Here is an 18,524-nt window from a genome sequence, read left to right on the forward strand (position 1 = left end):
AGGGGAGGGGCGGAGGGGGAGATTGAGGGGGCGCGTGAGGGCCTGCGAGCACGTACGCTGTGGCAGAACCGTCGCTCCCAATGAAGGGCTGCAGGATGCGCTCGCGCCCCCGCCTGATCGTCGCCGCTGTCGTGACCGCGCTCGTCGGCACACTGCTGACGGTCATGCCGCCGACCGGCCCCGACGGTGCGGCCAGCGCCGCCAATGCCGCGAACTTCGACCCCGGCTTCCTGGTCTCCGACCAGCAGTTCTACGACGGCGGAGCGATGACGGCGACTGAGGTGCAGGCCTTCATCGACGAGAAGCACCCGGGCTGCTCGGCGGGCTACATCTGCCTCGATACCTACGCGCAGCGCACCTCCACCATGCCCGCCGACGCCTATTGCGACCAGCTCACCGGCCGGTCGAACGAGACCGCCGCGAGCATCATCGCCCGCGTCGGTGCTGCCTGCGACATCTCGCAGCGCTATCTGCTCGTGCTGCTGCAGAAGGAGCAGTCGCTCGTCACCCACCCCAGCCCCAGCGCGGCCCGCTACGAGAAGGCGACCGGTTTCGCCTGCCCCGACACCGCGCCATGCGACCCGGCGCTCGGCGGTTTCTACTACCAGGTCTACTTCGCGGCGCGGCAGTTCAACCGCTATGCCGCGCACCCGGAGCAGTGGGCGCACCGGGCGGGCGTACAGAACTGGGTGTGGTGGCATCCGAACACGGCGTGCGGGCGCAGCTCGATCTTCATTCGCAACGCGGCGACCGCTGGCCTGTACAACTACACGCCGTATCGCCCGAATCAGGCCGCTCTCAACAATCTGTATGGCACGGGCGATGCCTGCTCCACCTACGGAAACCGCAACACCTGGCGCATGTGGACCGACTGGTTCGGCGACCCGACCCTGACCGTGCCCAGCGCCAAGCGTCTTGCTGGCGCCAATCGCTACGAGACCGCTGCAGCGGTCTCCCGCAGCGTCTTCGCGCCGGGGGTGCCGGTGGTCTACCTCGCGAGTGGTGCGAAGTTCCCCGATGGGCTCTCCGCCGGCGCCGCGGCTGCGCACCAGGGGGGTCCGGTGCTGCTGACGTCGCGCGATTCGCTGCCGCAGAGCGTGCGCGACGAGATCGTGCGGCTGCGGCCGCGCCAGGTGGTGATCGTCGGCGACGTGCAGTCGGTCTCGGCGCGGGTCGAAGCCGCCGTCCAGTCCCTCGTCCCGGGCATTCGCACGGCGGTGACGGAGCAGGAGGCGCTGCCGACTGCGCCGAGCGTGGCAACGACGCCCCAGCCCGCGACGACACCGTCGACGACACCCACTGACGACGGGCTTCAGCCGACGCCGCTTCCGACACCGATGCCGACCGATGCTGCCCCTGACTCGGTGACGTCGCCGACCGAACCTGCCACGACCGAACCTGCCACGACCGAACCTGCCACGACCGAACCTGCCACGACCGAACCTGCCACGACCGACCCGGCGCTCGAGCCGACGCCCTCGCCCAGCGAGCAGGCGCCTGAGGATGCCCAGGTCGCATCCGCTGCGCAGCCGGATGCATCCACCACCGGCGTGCTGCGGCTCGGTGGTGCGAACCGGTACGCGACCAGCAGGTTGATCGCTGAGCATGCCTTCGACCGGGCCGCCTCGGCGTTCGTCGCCACGGGGCTGCGCTTCCCGGACGCGCTCTCGGCCGGCCCCGCGGCAGCTCGCCGCGACGGCCCGGTGCTGCTCGTCGATGGCACGAAGCCGTCGTTGGATGCGGCGACCCGTGCGACGCTGCAGCGCCTGGGCGTGCGCTGGGTCGGCGTCGTGGGCAATACGGCCTCGGTGACGGCGGGGATGGCCACAGGCATCGGCGCGACCGGTGCTCAGGTCGTTCGCTATGCGGGCAGCAACCGGTACGAGACGGCGGCAGCCCTCGCTGCAGCTTTCGGCGATGTCGACACCGCGTACCTCGCGAGCGGCCAGGGGTTCGCCGATGCCCTGGCGGGTGCGGCCGCCGCCGGTGCGCGAGGCGCGCCGTTGCTGCTGACCGGCAGGGACTGCATGCCATCGCAGACGCGCAGCGCGCTCATCCGATCCATGCCCGAGCAGGTGGTCGTGCTCGGCGGCCCACCGACGATCGGCACGGCGAGCGCCCGCTACGTCAGCTGCGGCTGAGGTCGGGGGCGGGCATCCGAGCCCGCACGAGCCAACCCCCGCGCGAGCGCGGGCCGGCTTCGAGCGAGCCGCCCATCGCGCCGACGCGCTCGCGCATGCCCACCAGGCCGGCGCCCGCGCCATGCTGGCCGGCGCCGGCACCCGCGCCGTGGCCGTTGTCGGTGATCTCCACCTCGAGCTCGTCCGGCAGGTAGCGCACCCGCACGTCGACCTGAGCGACGGGGCCGGCGTGCTTGCGCGCGTTGGTCAGCGCCTCCTGCACGGTGCGGAACGCCGTCAGGCCCGCCATCGGCGAGACCGCGCGCGGCGTGCCGATCTCGGTGAGCGCCACTCGCTGGCCGCTCGTCGTCGCGGCCTGGACGAGCGAGGCGAGCGCGTCGAGTCCCGGTGCCGAGGAGGTGCCGTCGTCCTCCGAGCGGAGCGTCACGACCAGCGACCGCAGCTCGCCGATCGCATCGCGAGCCGACTGCTCGACGTGCCGCAGTGCATCCGCCGCGCGATCGGCGTCGACCGTCAGCATCCGGCGAGCGGCGCCGGCCTGCACGCCCATCGCCGAGACGTGATGCGCCACGACGTCGTGCAGCTCTCGCGCGATGCGCAGCCGCTCGAGCGAGACGGCCTGCTCGGCCAGCTGCGCCTGCTGCGCCTGGATCTCCGCGTGTGCCGCCGCCAGCCGTTCCTGCTCGAGCGCGCTCGCCCAGGCGCGGTTGCCGAACAGCCAGGCGCCGCCGAAGTAGGCGACGTTGATGACGACCTGGATCATCAGCAGCGCGAAGAACGCCGAGACGCCGCGCTCGCCGGTCTCGGGGTCGAAGAAGCCGCGCACCGCCGATGACGCGAGCCATCCCGCCATCACGATCACGATCACAAGGCGCACCCAGTGGGCACGCTTGCGGTCCGGGTCCCACGCGCCGATCGAGTAGAAGCCCATGAAGAGCGAGACCTGCGAGGCGTAGAGCTCCATGACGCCCAGCTCGCCCGCGACCATGTAGACGAGGGCCTGCGCGATCGAGACTGCAACCGGATGCCGCCGGCGCAGCACCAGCGGCGCAGCCAGCAGCGCCGCGGCGAGCATCGGCTGCCAGATCGGCACGTCGACGAACTGCAGCCCGGTCATCGCGCTGAGGGCGACCATCACACACCCGACGAGCGCGAGGGCGCCGGCGAGCAGGGCGTCGGCGCGCAGGGAACTCGCGTCGGGGGCGGGGCGCACGGGCATGCATCCGAGCGTAGGCGGCGGGCGCCCAGCGCGGCCTCCCCCGCACGGCGGGGATGCCGAGGCGGGCTCCTTCTCGCGGGGGACGAGACGCGCACATCACCCTCTTGCACGTTCGCTACTCAGCGTTACTATGTACTAGTAGCCAGCGTCACTGGGTAGCGAAAGGGTGGGCGATGGGCAGGCACATGACCGAGATGCTCAAGGGCACGCTCGAAGGCATCATCCTGGCGATCCTCGCAGCGCGCCCCGCGTACGGCTACGAGATCACGGCTCGACTGCGCGATGAGGGCTTCGTCGAGATCGCCGAGGGCACCATCTACGCGCTCCTGCTGCGCATCGAGCAGCGCGGACTGGTGGATGTCGAGCGGGTGCCGAGCGAGAAGGGGCCGCCGCGCAAGGTCTTCTCGCTCAACGTGCAGGGGCGCGCTGCCCTGGCCGAGTTCTGGAGCACGTGGAGCTTCCTCGTCGGTCACATCGAGCACCTGCGTGCCACATCAACCGATGCCGCACCTCCCGATACCGCTCCCACCGGCACCCCGAAAGGAGCCTGACCATGGCCCGCAACTGGATCGAGAGCATCACCGGCTCGCTCGATGGCAAGCGTCGCTGGCGCGCCTACACGTCTCGCAAGGCGCAGCTCCCCGGCGGCTACCGCGCCGCGATCGACGGGCTCGAGCGCTACCTGATGTACTCCGGCTCGATCACGAACGGCGACGTGCTCATGCGCATGAACGAGGATCTGCTCGAGCTGTTCGAGGGTGCCGTCGCCGACGGCACCGCCATCCGTGACATCGTCGGCGACGATCCGGTCGAGTTCGCCGACACCTTCATGCAGAACTATCGCGACGGCCAGTGGATCGCCAGGGAGCGCGCGCGCCTCAACGACGCGATCGACCGGGCCGTCGGAGAGACACCATGACCTCCGCCACCTCCCGCGCGCCCGCCATCCGCGTCGCGGGGATCGAGAAGTCGTTCAAGGGCGTGCCGGTGCTGCGCGGGGTCGAGTTCGAGGTCGAGCCCGGCAGCGTCCTCGCCCTGCTCGGCTCGAACGGCGCCGGCAAGACCACGCTCATCCGCATCCTCTCGACCCTGCTGCGCGCGGATGCTGGCAGCGCGGCCGTGCAGGGATTCGACGTCGCGAGCGAGGCAGCAAGGGTGCGGGAGTCGATCAGCCTCGCAGGTCAGACGGCAGCTGTGGACGACCGACTCAGCGGCCGCGAGAATCTCATCCTCATCGCGCGGCTGCGGCACCTGCCCAAGCCAGGCGCCGTCGCCGACACGCTGCTCGCGCGCTTCGACCTGCTCGAGGCCGGCGGACGCAAGGCGGCGGCCTACTCCGGCGGCATGCGCCGGCGCCTCGACATCGCCATGAGCCTCATCGGCAACCCGCCGGTGATCTTCCTCGACGAGCCGACCACCGGGCTCGATCCGCAGTCGCGCATCGAGGTCTGGCAGACGATTCGCGACCTGGCCGCCGGTGGCACCACGGTGCTGCTCACCACCCAGTACCTGGATGAGGCCGAGCAGCTCGCCGATCGCATCGCCATCCTGCACAAGGGCAGGATCATCCAGAACGGCACTCTCGCAGCGCTCAAGCGGCTGCTGCCTGCAGCAACGGTCGAGTACGTCGAGCGGCAGCCCTCGCTCGAACAGGTCTTCCTCGCCCTCGTCGGCGGCAACGCCGACTCGCCCGACGCGGCCCCGCATCCCCGAGAGGACGACCGATGACCACCCATCTGGTGCGTGACACCGGTGTGCTGACCGGTCGTTCGCTCCGCCACATCGTTCGCAGCCCGGACACCATCGTCACCACCGCGCTCACGCCAGTCGCGATGATGCTGCTGTTCGTGTTCGTGTTCGGCGGTGCCATCGACATCGGCGGCGGCTCGTACATCGACTACCTGCTGCCCGGGATCCTGCTCATCACGGTGGCGTCGGGCGTGGCGTACACCGCCTACCGGCTGTTCCTCGACAAGCAGGGCGGGGTCTTCGAGCGCTTCCAGTCGATGCCCATCGCACGCTCGAGCGTGCTCTGGGCGCACGTGCTCACCTCGCTCGTCGCCAATCTGGTTGCGGTCGCGAGCGTGCTCGGGGTGGCGCTGCTGATCGGCTTCCGCACCGGCGCGGGCATCGGCGCGTGGCTCGCCGTCGCGGGCATCCTGATCCTGTTCACGCTCGCGCTGACGTGGCTGGCCGTGCTGGCGGGCCTGTCGGCAACGACGATCGACGGTGCGTCCGCCTTCAGCTATCCCCTCATCTTCCTGCCGTTCATCAGCTCGGCGTTCGTGCCGACCGAGTCGATGCCGGCGCCCGTCGCGTGGTTCGCCGAGCACCAGCCCGTGACGGCGATCGTCGACGCGCTGCGCGCGCTGTTCGCCGAGCAGCCGGTGGGCAGCAGCATCTGGATCGCGCTCGCCTGGCTCGTGGGCATCCTGGTGCTCGTCTACGCGCTCGCGATGGTCGTCTACCGCAGGCGGCTGCGCTGACGACACCCGCGCGAGACGGCACTGATCCGGCCGCTGGACGCTCGCGTTCGGTCCACGTGCGGCCGGCCCACGTGCGTTACCGATTTGTGACGTTTCGATGGCCCGAATCAGGCGCATGCTGGTGCCGGTCCACGTGGACCCTGAGGAGCACGCCATGCACAACGGCTCTCGCTCGATCGTTCGAGCCGCCGCTCCCACCGTCGTGCTGATCCTCGCGATCGGGACGCTCGCGGGCTGCGCACCGTCCGGCGCGCCGCCCGGCGCCACGACCGCACCGCCCACCGCGACCGCGACGCCGATGCCGACCGCGACCGTGACGTCGTCTCCCGCGCAGACGCCGACCATGACGCCGTCGCCCGCGCCCTCGACCGCTCCGCCGGGAACGCCAGCGAGCAGCGAGCCCAGCGGCAACGTCTTCCAGACGCAGAACGGCACCATGCGGCTGCCGGTTCCGGCGGGCTGGATCGTCGACGACCAGAGCCGCCTGTCCGCCGATCACAGCGGCCAACCCTGGTGGGAGAACGCCATCGACTTCACCTCGCCCGACGGAACGCTGCTGACCTATTACGACGGATTCGGCAGCAACGTCGGGTTGACGCGCACCGATTTCGGCGTGGTCGAGGAGCGGCCGATGGATGTCGCCGACGGCGTCGCCGCGCGGTCGTGGTGGGCGCATGACTCGGGCCGCTACTTCGTGCACGCGGCGGTGGCGACCGCGGCCTCCGCGGGCACGGAGCCGGTGCCGGAGTTCGTGCTGCCGGGAGTGGAGCGCAACCACACGTTCACGATGCTGCTGCTGGGTGATGATCAGCCATTCGTCGGCTCGCAGGCGGAGGCCGAGCAGCTGCTCGGCAGCGCCGCCGTCGTGGCGGCGCTCGACGTGATGGCCGAGCTCGAGCTCACGGCTGTCGATCCCACGACGATGCCCCCGGGCGTCGAGCCGTAGGCTGGAGCCGATGGCAACCTGGCAGCTGAGGCCGGCCCGTGCGGGTGCGCGCGGCATCCCGCTGCGCGCGCTGCTGCTGCTCAGCACGCTCGTGGTGCTGCTCATCGTCGGCCTGCTGGGCATGCATGCGCTGGCCGGTTCGACGGGCGGGCACACCCCATCCGTCGCAGCCCACAGCGGCGGCACGCACGGCAGCACCTCGGTCGAGGCGGCGGCCGCGCATGCAGATCCCGAGTGCGCCCAGGCGTGCGCCGCCCCGCTCGGTCACGAGCACGCCGCTGTCGCCTGCGTGCTGGCGCTGCTCGCCGGGCTGCTCCTGCTGACGCCGCCCCGCTCGATCGCACGCGCCTGGCTGCCGACCGTGTCGGCGATCACCGCGCTCGCGGCCGGCTGGACACAGGTCCCGTCGCCGACGCCATCGCTCATCCAGCTCTCGATCAGTCGAACCTGATCGGTCTGCCTGGCCCCCGGCCAGGCCGCACGGCGACCGCATCCGCGGTGCCGTCAGACCGACCAATCGATCGAGAACAGGAACCACCACCATGCAGCAGTACCGTCGCGCGCTGGCAGTCAGCGCGCTCACCCTCACGCTCGCCATCACCGGTTGCAGCGCAGCCGAACAGGCACCCGCAGCTGCCAGCGCCCCCGCATCGGCAGCATCATCATCGGCCAATCAGGCCGACGAGATGTTCGTCACGATGATGATCCCCCACCACCAGCAAGCCGTCGAGATGGCCGACCTCATGCTCTCGAAGACGGATGCCGACGCACGCGTGCTCGAGCTCGCGGAGCAGATCCGTGCAGCACAGGCGCCCGAGATCGAGACGATGCTCGGATGGCTGGAGGAGTGGGGCGTGCCGTACTTGCCCGACGGGGACCACGGCATGGGTCACGGGGCCGGTGACGGGATGATGTCGGAGGACGACATGGCCGACCTGGAGGAGGCGACCGGCGATGACGCGAGCCGGCTCTTCCTGCAACAGATGATCGTGCACCACGAGGGCGCCGTGCAGATGGCCGAGATGCAGGTCGAGGACGGCCAGCACCCGGACGTGCTCGAGCTCGCCCAGCAGATGCGCGATGACCAGGCTGCGGAGATCCTCACGATGCAGCAGCTGCTCACCGAGCTCTGACGGTCACCCATGAGATCGACACCCGTCATCGCCGTCATCGCGACTGCTCTCGCCCTCGGCCTCGCCGGCTGCGGCGCGGGTGGCGCGCCCGCACCATCCGGTGCTGCCGATGCCGACACCGCACCGCCCAGCACCGCCCCGTCCGATGCGGAGTCCAGCGGCACGAGCCTCGAGGAACTCGGCCACATCCACGCCATCGACAGCACAGCGAGCGGTGAGATCCTGCTTGCCAGCCACCACGGCCTGTACCGGCTCGACGACACCGGCGGTCTCGACGGACCGGTCGGTGGCGACGACTTCGACGGCATGGGCTTCACCGTCGTCGGCAGCACGCTCTTCGCATCGGGGCACCCCGGTTCGCACACTCCAGCGGAACTCGGGAGTCCGAACCTGGGCATCATCCGCAGCGATGACGGCGGGCAGTCGTGGTCGCCGGTCTCGCTCACCTCGGAGGCCGACTTCCACGTGCTGACCGCGAGCCCCGACGGCACCCTCCACGGCATCGCGACGCGATCGCCCGAGGTGCTCTCGAGCACCGACGCGGGCGTCAGCTGGACGACCGGGAGTCAGCTCGAGGCGGTCGACATGGCGGCCACCGACAGGCGGCTGTTCGCCGCGACCGAGCGAGGCTTGCAGGTCAGCGAGGACGGCGGGGCGAGCTTCGCGACGCTCGAAGGCGCACCGCTGCTGTACGCGGTCGAGGTGCTCGCCGACGGCTCGCTCGTGGGCGTCGACACGAACGGCGCCGTGCAGCGGCAGACGCCCGATGGCTGGGAGCAGCTCGGTGCAGTCGTCGGCGCTGCCGGCGCCTTCGGCGTGGTCGGCGACGACCGCATCCTGGCCGTCGACGACCGCGGCATCGTCGACCTCACCGAAGACGAGGCGGTGGTGCTGACGCCCTTCGGCTGAGTGAGGCAGTCCTAGTCGGTGTCCTCGGTGTCGTCGTCGTCGGCGTCGTCGTCGGCGTCGTCACCGTCGTCGTCCGCGTCCTCGGCCTCCTGCGCCAGCACGCTGGCGTCGCCGGCGTCGATGAGCACCCCGGTGACGGTGCCGTCGGCGGCGGTCACCTCGACCTCGTAGACGACGAAGCCGTCCTCGTCGTCGAGATCGACCTCGCGGATGGTGCCGGGAACGGCGGCGAGCGCTGCTGCCTCGGCCTCGTCGGGCGTGACGGTCGCGAGGTCCCGCAGCGTGGCATCCTCTTCGGCGTCGGTCGTTTCGACCTCGGTGCCGTCGGCTGCGGTCTCCTCCGGCGGCGCCTCCACGGTGCCGGTGACCGCGGTGTCCTCCGAGTCGCTCGTCGCCATGGCGATGCCGGCGCCACCGAGGGCGAGCGTCGCTGCGACGATGCCGGTCGCGACGGCGTACTTCTTCTTGTTCTGCATGAGTGCTCCTGTTCGGTCGCCGGGTCGAAGTCGATCCGGACCGACCCGCGGATCGAGCCGATATGACGATGCTCCTGCTCGGGCACTGTGGCGACTCTGAGACAACCTGAGAGCGCTCTCAGGCAGGCGCATCCGGCCCCGTTCGCTGGGATATCGTTCGGCCATGACGGAGGCGGGGCGATGACGGGCGTCGATGCGACGCGCGCCCCGCGGCACCGTGGCGGCATCGGTGTGCGGGCACGAGCGGCGCTCGCGGCGACGCTCATCGTCGCTCTTGCCCTCGCGGTCGGATCGGCGGCGCTCGTGATCGCGCTGCAGCAGTCGCTGACCGCGGGCATCGAGACCTCGATCGAGGATCGTGCCGAGGAGGTCGGGGCAGTCCTCGAGGCGCTCCCCGCGGGCTCGAACGCTGCCGAGCCGCCCCGCACGCTCAGGGACGCGGTGGAGGCAGCGTCGCGGCAGAGCACGGCGGTGCAAATCCTTGATGCCGGCGGCCGCGTGGTGGCCGAATCCGACGACCTCGACGGCGATGGGCCGCTGCTCGACGTCGCGGGCGACGCGGGCGAGTCGGAATGGCGCGACACCGTGCTGCCGGACGAGGACGACGAGCGCTACCGGCTGCTGCGCGAGGAGGTCGAGACGCCCTCCGGCACCTTCACGGTGCTCGTTGCGCAGTCGCTCGAGCCGGTGCAGGAGAGCACCGAGGCGGTGCTGCCGCTGCTGGCGGTGGGCCTCCCGCTCCTGCTGCTGGTCGTCGCGGCGTCGACCTTCTGGCTCGTCGGTCGCTCGCTGCGGCCGGTCGAGGCGATCCGCGCCAAGGTGGCTGCGATCGGCGGGCGGGAGCTGCAGGAGCGGGTGCCCGTGCCGGCGGCGAGGGATGAGATCGCCAGGCTCGCGACCACCATGAACGGGATGCTCGCGCGACTCGAGGCCTCGCAGCGCTCGCAGCGACGGTTCGTGGCCGATGCGAGCCACGAGCTGCGCAGCCCGATCGCCACGATCAAGGCGATGGGCGAGACGGCCGTCGCGCATCCGGACCGCGCGCTCGACGCGGCAACGGCAGAGGGCTTCGTCGACGAGGCGACCCGCATGGAGCGGCTCGTCAACGCCCTGCTGCTGCTCGCGCGGGCCGACGAGCTGGGGCTGGCGCAGGAGCGCGAGGACGTCGACCTCGACGACCTGCTCCGCGCCGAGCGCGACCGCATCCGCTCGACCACCTCGCTGCGCGTCGACGCGTCGATCCAGCCGGTGCGGGTCTCGGGGTCGCCGCTGCAGCTCGGCCAGGCCGTGCGCAACCTCGTCGACAACGCGGTGCGGCACGCCCGCACCGAAGTGGTGCTCAGCGTGCGTGCGGACGGCGGTAGGGCGGTGCTCGAGGTGCGCGACGACGGCACCGGCATCCCGGCCGCCGATCGCGAGCGCGTGTTCGAGCGCTTTGTGCGGCTGGATGAGAGCCGCGCGCGCGACGAGGGCGGCACGGGGTTGGGCCTCGCGATCGTCAGGGAGGTCGTGCTCGCCCACGGCGGCACCGTCGAGGTGGTGGAGAGCGAGACAGGTGCGGCGTTCCGCGTCTCGCTGCCGGCGCAGCGCGTCGAGCACGGATGAGTCGAACCAGCTCAGCGCGTCACTCGCGCCCCATCAGCCGGTAGCCGACGCCGCGCACGGTGCGGATCGAGCTGCGTCCGAATGGCTGATCGACCTTCTTGCGCAGGTAGCCGATGTAGACCTCCACCACGTTGAGGTCGCCGTCGAACGCAGCATCCCAGACGGCTTCGACGATCTGCGTCTTCGTCAGCACCTCGCCCGGATGCCGCATCAGGAACTCCAGCAGCCCGAACTCGCGCGGCGTGAGCGAGATCTCCGTGCCCGCGCGCTCGACGCGATGCCGCACCGGGTCGAGGGTGAGGTCGTCGACCTGCAGTGCGACCGGCCGCGCCGCCCCGCCTCGGCGCACCAGGGCGCGCAGTCGGGCGACGAGCACGACGAATGAGAACGGCTTGATCAGGTAGTCGTCGGCACCCAGGTCGAACGCATCCGCCTGGTCGTACTCGCCGTCTTTGGCGGTCAGCATCAGCACCGGCGTCCAGATGCCCGCCGCCCGCATGCTCTCGCACACCTTGTAGCCGTTGAGCCCCGGCAGCATGATGTCGAGCACGACGACGTCGTACTGCTGCTCCTTCGCCTTCCAGAGCCCGTCGACGCCGTTGTCGACCCAGTCGACGTTGAAGCCCTCGGCCGTCAGCCCACGCTGCACCGCCTGAGCGAGCCGTCGTTCGTCTTCCACCAGGAGCACGCGCACTCCTCCATTCTGGCGTGAGCGTGAGGCGCGCGGTGTGGGTGGCGAGATCTACGGTGCGGCCATGCAGACACTGGAGTCGAGAGCATGACCGAGATCGAGCTGCCGGATCGGTACGGAGAGGTGCTCGCCGAGCTGAAGCAACGCGTGCACCGCGCACACCTGCGTGCGCAGCGGGCCGTGAACACCGAGCTCATCGGGCTCTACTGGCACATCGGCCACACCATCCTCGAGCAGCAGCGCATGGCTGGCTGGGGTGGGAAGGTCGTGCAGCAGCTTGCCCACGATCTGCGACGTGAGTTCCCCGAGATGACTGGTCTCTCGCGCTCCAATCTGCTGTACATGCGAAGTTTCGCGGAAGCGTGGCCCGACGGATTCTCAATTGTCCCGCAGCCTGTGGGACATTTGCCCTCAGGCCACATCCGCCTGCTGATCGACAAGCTCACCGGGCGCGACGACCGCGACTGGTACGCAGAGCGCTCGGTGAACGAGGGCTGGTCCCGGGCAGTGCTGGAGCACAACATCATGGGCCAGCTGCGGCAGCGCACAGGCGCCGCACAGAGCAGCTTCAACGGCCAGCTCGAGGAGCGTGATGCGCGGCTTGCCCAGGCGATCTCCCGCGATCCCTACGTGTTCGACTTCCTCGGCCTCGCAGCTGGTGCCGCAGAGCGAGACCTCGAGCAGGCGATGATCGACCAAATCGTCGACGTGCTGCGTGAGCTCGGTCCCGGTTGGGCCTTCGTCGACCGGCAGAAGCACGTCGAGATCGACGGCGACGACTTCACCATCGACCTGCTCTTCTTCCACACCGAGCAGTTGCGCTACGTCGTCTTTGAGCTCAAGGCCGGCAAGTTCAAGCCCGAGTACACCGGGCAGCTTGGCTTCTATGTCGCTGTCGTCGACGACCTGATCCGTGGGCCGCAGCATGCGCCGTCGATCGGAATCCTGCTGTGCAGCGGCAAGAACGAGTCAGTGGTGCGATATGCGCTCGGCGCCTCGGCGGGACCGTTGGCCGTCTCGTCCTACACCTACGAGACGCTGCCGCCAGCGGAGCAGCAGGCGCTGCCCGACGCGGAGACGATCAGTCGTGCGCTTGACGGGCTTGGCAGTGCGCAGCCTCGGCACGATGACGAGTCTGAGCAGTAGCGGCGCACCGCGACCGCGAATCTCGCCAACGGATGTCGAGATCGGTTCGCCAGATCCGTCACCTCCCTGAAGCGGCCAGAATGGGCCGCACCGAACAGGAGGCTGAACATGCCGAAGTACCTGATGCTCAAGCACTACCGAGGCGGGCGCCCAGCGGTGAACGATGTCGCGATGGACCAGCTCACGCCCGATGAGTGGAACGCACACGTGCAGTACATGCAGGACATGGAGCAGCGGCTCATCGCCTCGGGGGAGATGGTCTCCTCGGAGGGACTGTCGATGGGTGGCGCGTGGGTTCGTTTCGATGGCGACGGCAAGCCACCCGTCGTAGACGGTCCGTTCGCCGAGACCAAGGACCTCATCGCGGGATGGATGCTCGTCGAGGTCGACTCCTACGACCGAGCACTGGAGCTCGCGTCCGAGCTGTCGGCGGCACCCTGGGCCGGCGGGACGCCGCTTGGTGAATGGCTGGAGCTGCGTGAGGTGATGAGCGCGCCGCCGGCTGACGCGGGGTGACGCGGGTGGATGCGACGGCGCTCCGCCGCGCCATCCCCGACGTGGTCGGCATCCTCGTCCGACGCGGCGCAGATTTCGCGTCGGCCGAGGATGCCGTGCAGACGGCGCTGGTGCGCGCTCTCGAGCGATCGGACCTCGAGGGGGCGCGTGATCTGCGGGCGTGGCTCGTCACCGTTGCCTGGCATGCGTTCATCGACCAGGTGCGCAGCGATGCGGCACGCACCGCGCGGCAGGAACGGGTTGCGACCGAGCCCGAACCCGGTGCCGTGCCACAGCGTGACGACACGCTCGCGCTCTACTTCTTGTGCACGCATCCGGCACTCACCTCGACGTCGGCAATCGCGCTGACGCTGCGCGCGGTCGCCGGGCTGACGACGAGGCAGATTGCGGATGCGTTCCTCGTGTCCGAGGCGACGATGGCGCAGCGCATCAGCCGTGCGAAGCAGCGGCTGGTCGGCGTCGCGCTGGATCAGCCGGCGATCTCTCCCGCATGCTGCGCGTGCTCTACCTGCTGTTCAACCACGGCTACTCCGGCGAGATCGATGTGGTCGCCGAAGCGATCCGCGTCACGCGGCAGCTCGCCTCGCTCACCGACGAGCCGGAGGCCCACGGGCTCCTCGCCCTGATGCTGCTGAGCCATGCTCGCAGGCCCGCCCGTGTGGTCGACGGCAGGCTCGTGCCGCTCGGCGAGCAGGATCGCGGCCTGTGGGACGCGGATGCGATCGCCAAAGGAATCGACATCCTGCAGACGGCCCTCGCCCGAGACCGGCGAGGGCAGTACCAGGCGCAGGCCGCGATCGCTGCGCTGCACGCGGATGCGCCGACTGCCGCCGAGACCGACTGGGTGCAGATCGTCGAGTGGTACGACGAGCTGCTGGCGCTGGGCGAGTCACCCGTGATCCGGCTCGCCCGCGCCGTCGCGATCGGTGAGGCAGCCGGGCCGCGCGCAGGGCTCGCAGCGCTCGACGCTGTCGGCAGTGACGTGCCGCGCTACTACGCTGCGCGCGCATACCTGCACGAACGGGTCGGTGATGTGCAGGCAGCGGCCATCGAGTACGCGGAGGCCGCGCGCCGCGCCACCAGCACCCTCGAGCAGCAGCACCTGCTGCGCGAGGGTGAACGCCTCCGCGCAAGGCAGAGCCCCGGGTGAGCCCGGTCAGGCGCTGCCTCGCGTCGTCCCGAAGCGTTTGGTACGTTCTGCCGATTGTGTACACAATGCACTACGGTGGGCACGTGAAGAGCGTCAACCGCAGCATCAGTTCGCGCGAACTGCGCGATGGATTGTCGGATGTGGTCGGGCGCGTGAGTTACGGTCGCGAGCGCATCGGAGTGACGCGCCATGGCAAGCTCGCGGCAGTGGTGATCAGCGTCGAAGACCTCGAACTGCTCGAAGATCTCGAAGCTGCCCGCGACCGTGCCGAGTTCCGCGCAGCGAAGGCCGACGACCCTGGCACTCGGGTCTCGCTCGACGAACTGACCGCCGAGCTCTCTGAGTAACCGACTCCACGGTCGACTTCACCACATCGGCCGCCCGCGAGATCCGGAAGCTCGAACGCGCGATCCGGGTCCGCGTTCTCAAATGGATCGCTGAACTCGGCCACGATCCACGACCGGGACGTTTACCGCCGAACATGACCGATTGATCCCGATGCCGACCGGCGCGGGAACGCCAGCATCACGGCGGCGCTGACGAGCCAGACCGCGCCGGAGCCGGCCAGCAGCAGCAGCGGCTCAACGCCGGCGAGCGCACCGGCGATCGCGGTGCCGGCGGCGGCCGCGGCCGTGCGCAGCGCAGAGCCGACGGTGAACACCTGCGCGACCACGTCGTCGGGGCTCTCGGTGCGGCGCAGCAGCAGCATCGCGGCAGTCGGAGCCGCGGTGCACAGCCCCGAGAGGCCGACGAGCGCGATGGTCCAGCCGAGGCCGATGTCGAGCGCGGCGGCGAGCGTCGCGAGCCCCGTGAGCGCAAAGCCGATCGCCATCGTCAGCTGCGGGGAGATGCGCTGGGGGCGCAGCGGCTCGATCACCGCGCCGACGAGCGCGCCGACCGCGAAGGCGGCCACGATCAAGGCGCTCATGGCGGCGTCGCCGGTGGCTGCAAGCGCGATCCCGATCGCAGCGATCGGCATGACGCCGCGGCCGAGCTCGGCGAGTGTCCCGGAGGTGGTGACGACCGCGAGCGGACGGTGGGTGGAGAGCGCGACGATACCGGCGCTCATCGATCGCAGCAGCCGCTTGCGCTCGGCGGCGCGCGGCTGCACGGGCAGCCGGGCGTACGCCGCAACCGAGGCGAGCGCGATCACGGCCATTGCCAGCAGCGCCCAGCGCGCGCCGACCGTGGGGGCGAGCACGGCTACGAGCGCGGGCCCGGTGACCCCGCCCACGTTGTAGCTGAGAGCGTCGAGCGTGTACGCGCGCCGCGCATCCGACCCCGGTGGGGCGACGAAGCTCGACAGCCCGCCGAAGCCGAAGGGGGTGAGCAGACCGCTCACGATGAGGGCCGTCGCCACCGCCCACACCGGCACGGGCCCGAGCCCGGCCGCGATCGCGTAGGCGATGCCGGTGCCGGCCGCGGCGACCATCAGCAGCGCGCGCGGCCGGCGCGCGCCGTCGAGCAGCGCACCCACGAGCGGCGCCGCGACGATGCCGGGCACGAGCGCGAGGGCGACGAGCGCGGCGCCGAGTGCGATGTCGCCGGTGACCTCGACCGCCAGGATCGGGATCGCGATCTGCGCGCCGCTGGCGGCGGCGCGGATCGGCACGGAGGCGGCGAGCTGGCGGGGCCCGCCCATCTGCCGCGACGCGCTCGCGCCAGCGGGCGGCACGCCATGGCCGCCGAGCCCGATGCCCGCGGCCGGAGTCGGCTCGCCCGAGAACGTCACGTCGCTGCTCGGGTCGATCGATGCCGCCGGGACCCGGGGTGTGAGCACGCTGGCGAGAAGAGCGGGTAAGCGGGAGCGGGGTCGAGCACAGCCCATTCTCTCGCGACCCGGAGACCGCGAGCGGTGCGAGCGCTTCGTCCGCAACCCGGGTCGATCGCGACAGGTGACAACCGCGTATCCGCGCCACTACCGTGAGCCTGACGCCCCTCACGTCCCACGAACGGAGCCGACGATGTCGACGACCGCCCCGGTTGCCCCGACGGATGCCGCCCCGGACCTGCGCGGCGGGATGACGCAGGTGGTCATCGCGACGCTCGCCTCGACCGTCGGCTTCTGGGCCTGGATGGCGATCGCTCCGCTGCAGAACATCTATGCCGTGTCGATGGAGCTCGATCAAGGCCGGATGTCGATCCTGCTCGCCATGCCGGTGCTCGTCGGCGCGCTGGGCCGCATCGTCGTCGGGGCGATGACCGACCGGTTCGGCGGCCGCATCATGTTCAGCGCGCTGCTGCTAATGGGCGTGCCGGCGGTGCTGCTGGTCGCCTTGGCGGGCAGCATCGGCAGCTATCCGCTGCTGCTGGTGGGGGCGTTCATCCTCGGCATCCCCGGCACGATCTTCGCCGTCGGCATCCCGTTCTCGAGCGCCTGGTTCTCGCCGCAGCGTCGCGGGTTCGCGACCGGCGTGTTCGGCATGGGCATGATCGGCACGGCCGTGTCGGCATTCCTGACGCCGCGGCTCGTGGCGTGGATCGGCTACTGGCCGACGCACCTGGTGATCGTCGCCGTCATGGTGCTGTTCGCACTCCTGGTGTGGTTCGGCATGCGCGAGTCGCCCGCGTGGGCTTCGAGCCACCAGAAGCTCATCCCGAAGGTCGTCGGCGCGCTGCGGCTGCTCATCACGTGGAAGATGTCGTTCCTCTACGCGATCGTTTTCGGCGGCTTCGTCGCGTTCTCGACGTACCTGCCGAAGTACCTGATCACGATCTATCCCGACGAGGTCGACCCGATCGGCGCCGGCACGCGCACGGCGCTGTTCGCCGCCGCGGCCGTGGTCGCGCGCCCGATCGGCGGCGTGCTGGCCGACAGGGTCGGGCCGAAGGTCGTCGCGCTCACCTCGCTGGCCGGCATCCTCGTGACGGCGTACGGCGTGGGCCAGCAGCCGCCCGAGGGCGTGCTCACGGGGGCGCTGTTCATCCTGATGGCGGCGGCGATGGGTCTCGGGATGGGTGCCGTGTTCGCCTGGATCGGCCCGTCGACCCCGCCGGACAAGGTCGGCGCCGTCACCGGCGTCGTCGCCGCGGCGGGCGGCCTGGGCGGCTACTTCCCGCCGCTGGTCATGGGTGCGACGTACCACGCCGAGACGAACTCGTACGCGCTCGGCCTGTGGCTGCTCGTGCTCGTCGGCTCTGCGGCGCTCGTGGTCGCCGGCATGCTGCGCGACGCGCGGCCGAACGCGTAGTCGCGCCGCAGCCCAAAGGCCCGCCCTGCCAGCACTGGCTGGCGGACGGGCCCCGGCTGCGGCTGCGTCGGCCGCTCAGCGCTACTCGGCGATGGGAACGATCAGGCCGCCCCACGTCTCCAGGATGTAGGCCTTCGTCTCCTCGCTCGTGAGCAGGTCGTAGAGCGCGGTCACGCGCGGGTCGTCCTGCAGCTCTGGCGTGGTGACGAGCGAGTTGAAGTAGTTCGAGTCGTTGCCCTCGACCAGGATCGCCTGCTCGCCCGTGAGGCCGGCGGGCAGCGCGAACGAGGCGGTGACGAAGACGGCGTCGTTGTCGGGGATCGCGAGCGGCAGCGTGGCGTTCTCGACCTCGGTGAACGCGAAGTCCTGCGGGTTCGACGTGATGCCGTCGAGGTTCGTGGTGCCCTCGGCGATCTCGATCAGGCCCTCGGCCGCGAGGATCTCGAGCGCGCGCGCCTCGTTCGTCGGGTCGTTCGGGATGGCGATGGTGGCGCCGTCCTCGAGCTCGTCGAGCGAGGTGAGCGACTCGGAGTAGAACGCGGCTGCCGGCAGGTAGACCTCGCCGATCGCGACCAGCTCGCCGCCCGCCTGCGAGTTGTAGGTCTCCATGAACGTGGAGTTCTGGAACAGGTTGGCCTCGGTGGAGCCATCGGTGAGCGCCGGGTTGGGCGTGTTGTAGTCGGTGAACTCGACCCACTCGATGTCGAGGCCAGCTTCTTCGGCGAGGTTCTCGTCGACCCAGGTGAGCATGTCGCCCGCCGGCACCGGCAGGGCACCGACGCGGATGGTGCCGAGCGAGCCGTCCTCGGGTGCCTCGGCAGGTGCGGCCGACGAGCACGCCGCCAGCGTGGCGACGGCGAGGCCGGCGGCGATGGTGGCCGCGATGCGGCGCTTCGGGGTGAGGTGCATGGGGCT

Annotated in this window: 21 protein-coding genes; 16 read left to right on the plus strand and 5 right to left on the minus strand. The window is 70.5% G+C overall.

All coding sequences use genetic code 11. The annotated features are described in order from the left end of the window. The first annotated feature begins 95 nt into the window (after positions 1–95). Positions 96–2,141, plus strand: a complete 2,046-nt coding sequence (locus ACJJVL_RS12390; RefSeq protein WP_405219092.1) for a cell wall-binding repeat-containing protein — start codon at positions 96–98, stop codon at positions 2,139–2,141. Here the strand turns inward: ACJJVL_RS12390 and ACJJVL_RS12395 are convergent. Next, positions 2,128–3,360: a sensor histidine kinase gene (locus tag ACJJVL_RS12395; RefSeq protein ID WP_405219094.1), complete on the minus strand. Its 1,233-nt coding sequence runs from the start codon at positions 3,358–3,360 to the stop codon at positions 2,128–2,130. The genes ACJJVL_RS12390 and ACJJVL_RS12395 overlap by 14 nt on opposite strands. A 173-nt stretch (positions 3,361–3,533) precedes the next feature. Between ACJJVL_RS12395 and ACJJVL_RS12400 the strand changes: the two genes are divergently transcribed. The 8 genes from ACJJVL_RS12400 to ACJJVL_RS12435 all read left to right on the plus strand — a co-directional run bounded on the left by ACJJVL_RS12400 (position 3,534) and on the right by ACJJVL_RS12435 (position 8,834). Next, complete coding sequence (locus ACJJVL_RS12400; protein WP_405219096.1) at positions 3,534–3,911, plus strand: PadR family transcriptional regulator; 378 nt, start codon at positions 3,534–3,536, stop codon at positions 3,909–3,911. A gap of 2 nt (positions 3,912–3,913) precedes the next feature. After that, positions 3,914–4,279, plus strand: coding sequence for a DUF1048 domain-containing protein (locus ACJJVL_RS12405; RefSeq protein WP_405219098.1), 366 nt, complete (start codon positions 3,914–3,916; stop codon positions 4,277–4,279). Further along, positions 4,276–5,088 (plus strand): ABC transporter ATP-binding protein, encoded by an 813-nt coding sequence (locus ACJJVL_RS12410; RefSeq protein WP_405219100.1) that lies wholly within the window; start codon positions 4,276–4,278, stop codon positions 5,086–5,088. Before ACJJVL_RS12405 ends, ACJJVL_RS12410 begins: the two co-directional genes overlap by 4 nt. Further along, complete coding sequence (locus tag ACJJVL_RS12415; protein ID WP_405219102.1) at positions 5,085–5,846, plus strand: ABC transporter permease; 762 nt, start codon at positions 5,085–5,087, stop codon at positions 5,844–5,846. The genes ACJJVL_RS12410 and ACJJVL_RS12415 overlap by 4 nt, the downstream gene beginning before the upstream one ends. A gap of 154 nt (positions 5,847–6,000) precedes the next feature. Further along, on the plus strand, positions 6,001–6,792 hold the full coding sequence (locus tag ACJJVL_RS12420) for a hypothetical protein (RefSeq protein ID WP_405219104.1): 792 nt from the start codon (positions 6,001–6,003) through the stop codon (positions 6,790–6,792). Positions 6,793–6,802: 10 nt separating this feature from the next. Next, on the plus strand, positions 6,803–7,243 hold the full coding sequence (locus tag ACJJVL_RS12425) for a DUF6153 family protein (protein ID WP_405219106.1): 441 nt from the start codon (positions 6,803–6,805) through the stop codon (positions 7,241–7,243). Positions 7,244–7,334: 91 nt separating this feature from the next. Further along, a complete protein-coding gene (locus ACJJVL_RS12430) occupies positions 7,335–7,925 on the plus strand; it encodes a DUF305 domain-containing protein (RefSeq protein WP_405219107.1) in 591 nt (196 codons plus the stop codon). Positions 7,926–7,934: 9 nt separating this feature from the next. After that, positions 7,935–8,834: a F510_1955 family glycosylhydrolase gene (locus tag ACJJVL_RS12435; RefSeq protein WP_405219109.1), complete on the plus strand. Its 900-nt coding sequence runs from the start codon at positions 7,935–7,937 to the stop codon at positions 8,832–8,834. 11 nt (positions 8,835–8,845) lie between these two features. Here ACJJVL_RS12435 and ACJJVL_RS12440 read toward each other — a convergent pair whose 3' ends face one another. Continuing rightward, entirely contained in the window at positions 8,846–9,310 is a 465-nt protein-coding gene (locus ACJJVL_RS12440; protein WP_405219111.1) for a PepSY domain-containing protein, read from the minus strand. Between the two features lie 180 nt (positions 9,311–9,490). Here ACJJVL_RS12440 and ACJJVL_RS12445 point away from each other — a divergent pair, with 180 nt between their 5' ends. Further along, positions 9,491–10,915, plus strand: coding sequence for a sensor histidine kinase (locus ACJJVL_RS12445; protein ID WP_405219112.1), 1,425 nt, complete (start codon positions 9,491–9,493; stop codon positions 10,913–10,915). 19 nt (positions 10,916–10,934) lie between these two features. Here the strand turns inward: ACJJVL_RS12445 and ACJJVL_RS12450 are convergent, their stop codons facing one another. Then, a complete protein-coding gene (locus tag ACJJVL_RS12450) occupies positions 10,935–11,609 on the minus strand; it encodes a winged helix-turn-helix domain-containing protein (RefSeq protein ID WP_405219114.1) in 675 nt (224 codons plus the stop codon). An 84-nt stretch (positions 11,610–11,693) separates the two neighbouring features. On the opposite strand from ACJJVL_RS12450, the gene ACJJVL_RS12455 reads away from it, so the two are divergent. The 5 genes from ACJJVL_RS12455 to ACJJVL_RS12475 all read left to right on the plus strand — a co-directional run bounded on the left by ACJJVL_RS12455 (position 11,694) and on the right by ACJJVL_RS12475 (position 14,765). After that, positions 11,694–12,752: a YhcG family protein gene (locus ACJJVL_RS12455; RefSeq protein ID WP_405219116.1), complete on the plus strand. Its 1,059-nt coding sequence runs from the start codon at positions 11,694–11,696 to the stop codon at positions 12,750–12,752. A gap of 108 nt (positions 12,753–12,860) precedes the next feature. Beyond that, positions 12,861–13,268, plus strand: a complete 408-nt coding sequence (locus ACJJVL_RS12460) for a YciI family protein (protein ID WP_405219117.1) — start codon at positions 12,861–12,863, stop codon at positions 13,266–13,268. A gap of 41 nt (positions 13,269–13,309) precedes the next feature. Continuing rightward, the gene (locus ACJJVL_RS12465) at positions 13,310–13,894 is read left to right on the plus strand and encodes a sigma factor (protein WP_405219119.1); all 585 of its coding nucleotides are present in this window, start codon (positions 13,310–13,312) and stop codon (positions 13,892–13,894) included. Beyond that, on the plus strand, positions 13,807–14,418 hold the full coding sequence (locus ACJJVL_RS12470; RefSeq protein WP_405219697.1) for a DUF6596 domain-containing protein: 612 nt from the start codon (positions 13,807–13,809) through the stop codon (positions 14,416–14,418). The genes ACJJVL_RS12465 and ACJJVL_RS12470 overlap by 88 nt, the downstream gene beginning before the upstream one ends. 83 nt (positions 14,419–14,501) lie before the next feature. Beyond that, positions 14,502–14,765 (plus strand): type II toxin-antitoxin system prevent-host-death family antitoxin, encoded by a 264-nt coding sequence (locus tag ACJJVL_RS12475; protein WP_405219121.1) that lies wholly within the window; start codon positions 14,502–14,504, stop codon positions 14,763–14,765. Between the two features lie 122 nt (positions 14,766–14,887). On the opposite strand, the gene ACJJVL_RS12480 is transcribed toward ACJJVL_RS12475, so the two are convergent. Beyond that, positions 14,888–16,198, minus strand: a complete 1,311-nt coding sequence (locus ACJJVL_RS12480) for an MFS transporter (RefSeq protein ID WP_405219122.1) — start codon at positions 16,196–16,198, stop codon at positions 14,888–14,890. A 184-nt stretch (positions 16,199–16,382) separates the two neighbouring features. On the opposite strand from ACJJVL_RS12480, the gene ACJJVL_RS12485 reads away from it, so the two are divergent. Next, on the plus strand, positions 16,383–17,609 hold the full coding sequence (locus tag ACJJVL_RS12485) for an MFS transporter (RefSeq protein ID WP_405219124.1): 1,227 nt from the start codon (positions 16,383–16,385) through the stop codon (positions 17,607–17,609). Positions 17,610–17,690: 81 nt separating this feature from the next. Here ACJJVL_RS12485 and ACJJVL_RS12490 read toward each other — a convergent pair whose 3' ends face one another. Further along, positions 17,691–18,518, minus strand: coding sequence for a MetQ/NlpA family ABC transporter substrate-binding protein (locus ACJJVL_RS12490; protein ID WP_405219126.1), 828 nt, complete (start codon positions 18,516–18,518; stop codon positions 17,691–17,693). Positions 18,519–18,524 lie beyond the last annotated feature (6 nt).

This window comes from Agrococcus sp. Ld7 (genome assembly GCF_045064095.1).
GTDB lineage: Bacteria > Actinomycetota > Actinomycetes > Actinomycetales > Microbacteriaceae > Agrococcus.

What these genes read in the sequence shown, in the direction of transcription:
- ACJJVL_RS12410 (WP_405219100.1), top strand. Translation starts at nt 4,276, where the DNA reads ATGACCTCCGCCACCTCCCGCGCGCCCGCCATCCGCGTCGCGGGGATC.
- ACJJVL_RS12435 (WP_405219109.1), top strand. Translation starts at nt 7,935, where the DNA reads ATGAGATCGACACCCGTCATCGCCGTCATCGCGACTGCTCTCGCCCTC.
- ACJJVL_RS12485 (WP_405219124.1), top strand. Translation starts at nt 16,383, where the DNA reads ATGTCGACGACCGCCCCGGTTGCCCCGACGGATGCCGCCCCGGACCTG.
- ACJJVL_RS12405 (WP_405219098.1), top strand. Translation starts at nt 3,914, where the DNA reads ATGGCCCGCAACTGGATCGAGAGCATCACCGGCTCGCTCGATGGCAAG.
- ACJJVL_RS12460 (WP_405219117.1), top strand. Translation starts at nt 12,861, where the DNA reads ATGCCGAAGTACCTGATGCTCAAGCACTACCGAGGCGGGCGCCCAGCG.
- ACJJVL_RS12400 (WP_405219096.1), top strand. Translation starts at nt 3,534, where the DNA reads ATGGGCAGGCACATGACCGAGATGCTCAAGGGCACGCTCGAAGGCATC.
- ACJJVL_RS12415 (WP_405219102.1), top strand. Translation starts at nt 5,085, where the DNA reads ATGACCACCCATCTGGTGCGTGACACCGGTGTGCTGACCGGTCGTTCG.
- ACJJVL_RS12445 (WP_405219112.1), top strand. Translation starts at nt 9,491, where the DNA reads ATGACGGGCGTCGATGCGACGCGCGCCCCGCGGCACCGTGGCGGCATC.
- ACJJVL_RS12425 (WP_405219106.1), top strand. Translation starts at nt 6,803, where the DNA reads ATGGCAACCTGGCAGCTGAGGCCGGCCCGTGCGGGTGCGCGCGGCATC.
- ACJJVL_RS12395 (WP_405219094.1), bottom strand. Translation starts at nt 3,360, where the DNA reads ATGCCCGTGCGCCCCGCCCCCGACGCGAGTTCCCTGCGCGCCGACGCC.
- ACJJVL_RS12455 (WP_405219116.1), top strand. Translation starts at nt 11,694, where the DNA reads ATGACCGAGATCGAGCTGCCGGATCGGTACGGAGAGGTGCTCGCCGAG.
- ACJJVL_RS12390 (WP_405219092.1), top strand. Translation starts at nt 96, where the DNA reads ATGCGCTCGCGCCCCCGCCTGATCGTCGCCGCTGTCGTGACCGCGCTC.
- ACJJVL_RS12440 (WP_405219111.1), bottom strand. Translation starts at nt 9,310, where the DNA reads ATGCAGAACAAGAAGAAGTACGCCGTCGCGACCGGCATCGTCGCAGCG.
- ACJJVL_RS12420 (WP_405219104.1), top strand. Translation starts at nt 6,001, where the DNA reads ATGCACAACGGCTCTCGCTCGATCGTTCGAGCCGCCGCTCCCACCGTC.
- ACJJVL_RS12430 (WP_405219107.1), top strand. Translation starts at nt 7,335, where the DNA reads ATGCAGCAGTACCGTCGCGCGCTGGCAGTCAGCGCGCTCACCCTCACG.
- ACJJVL_RS12490 (WP_405219126.1), bottom strand. Translation starts at nt 18,518, where the DNA reads ATGCACCTCACCCCGAAGCGCCGCATCGCGGCCACCATCGCCGCCGGC.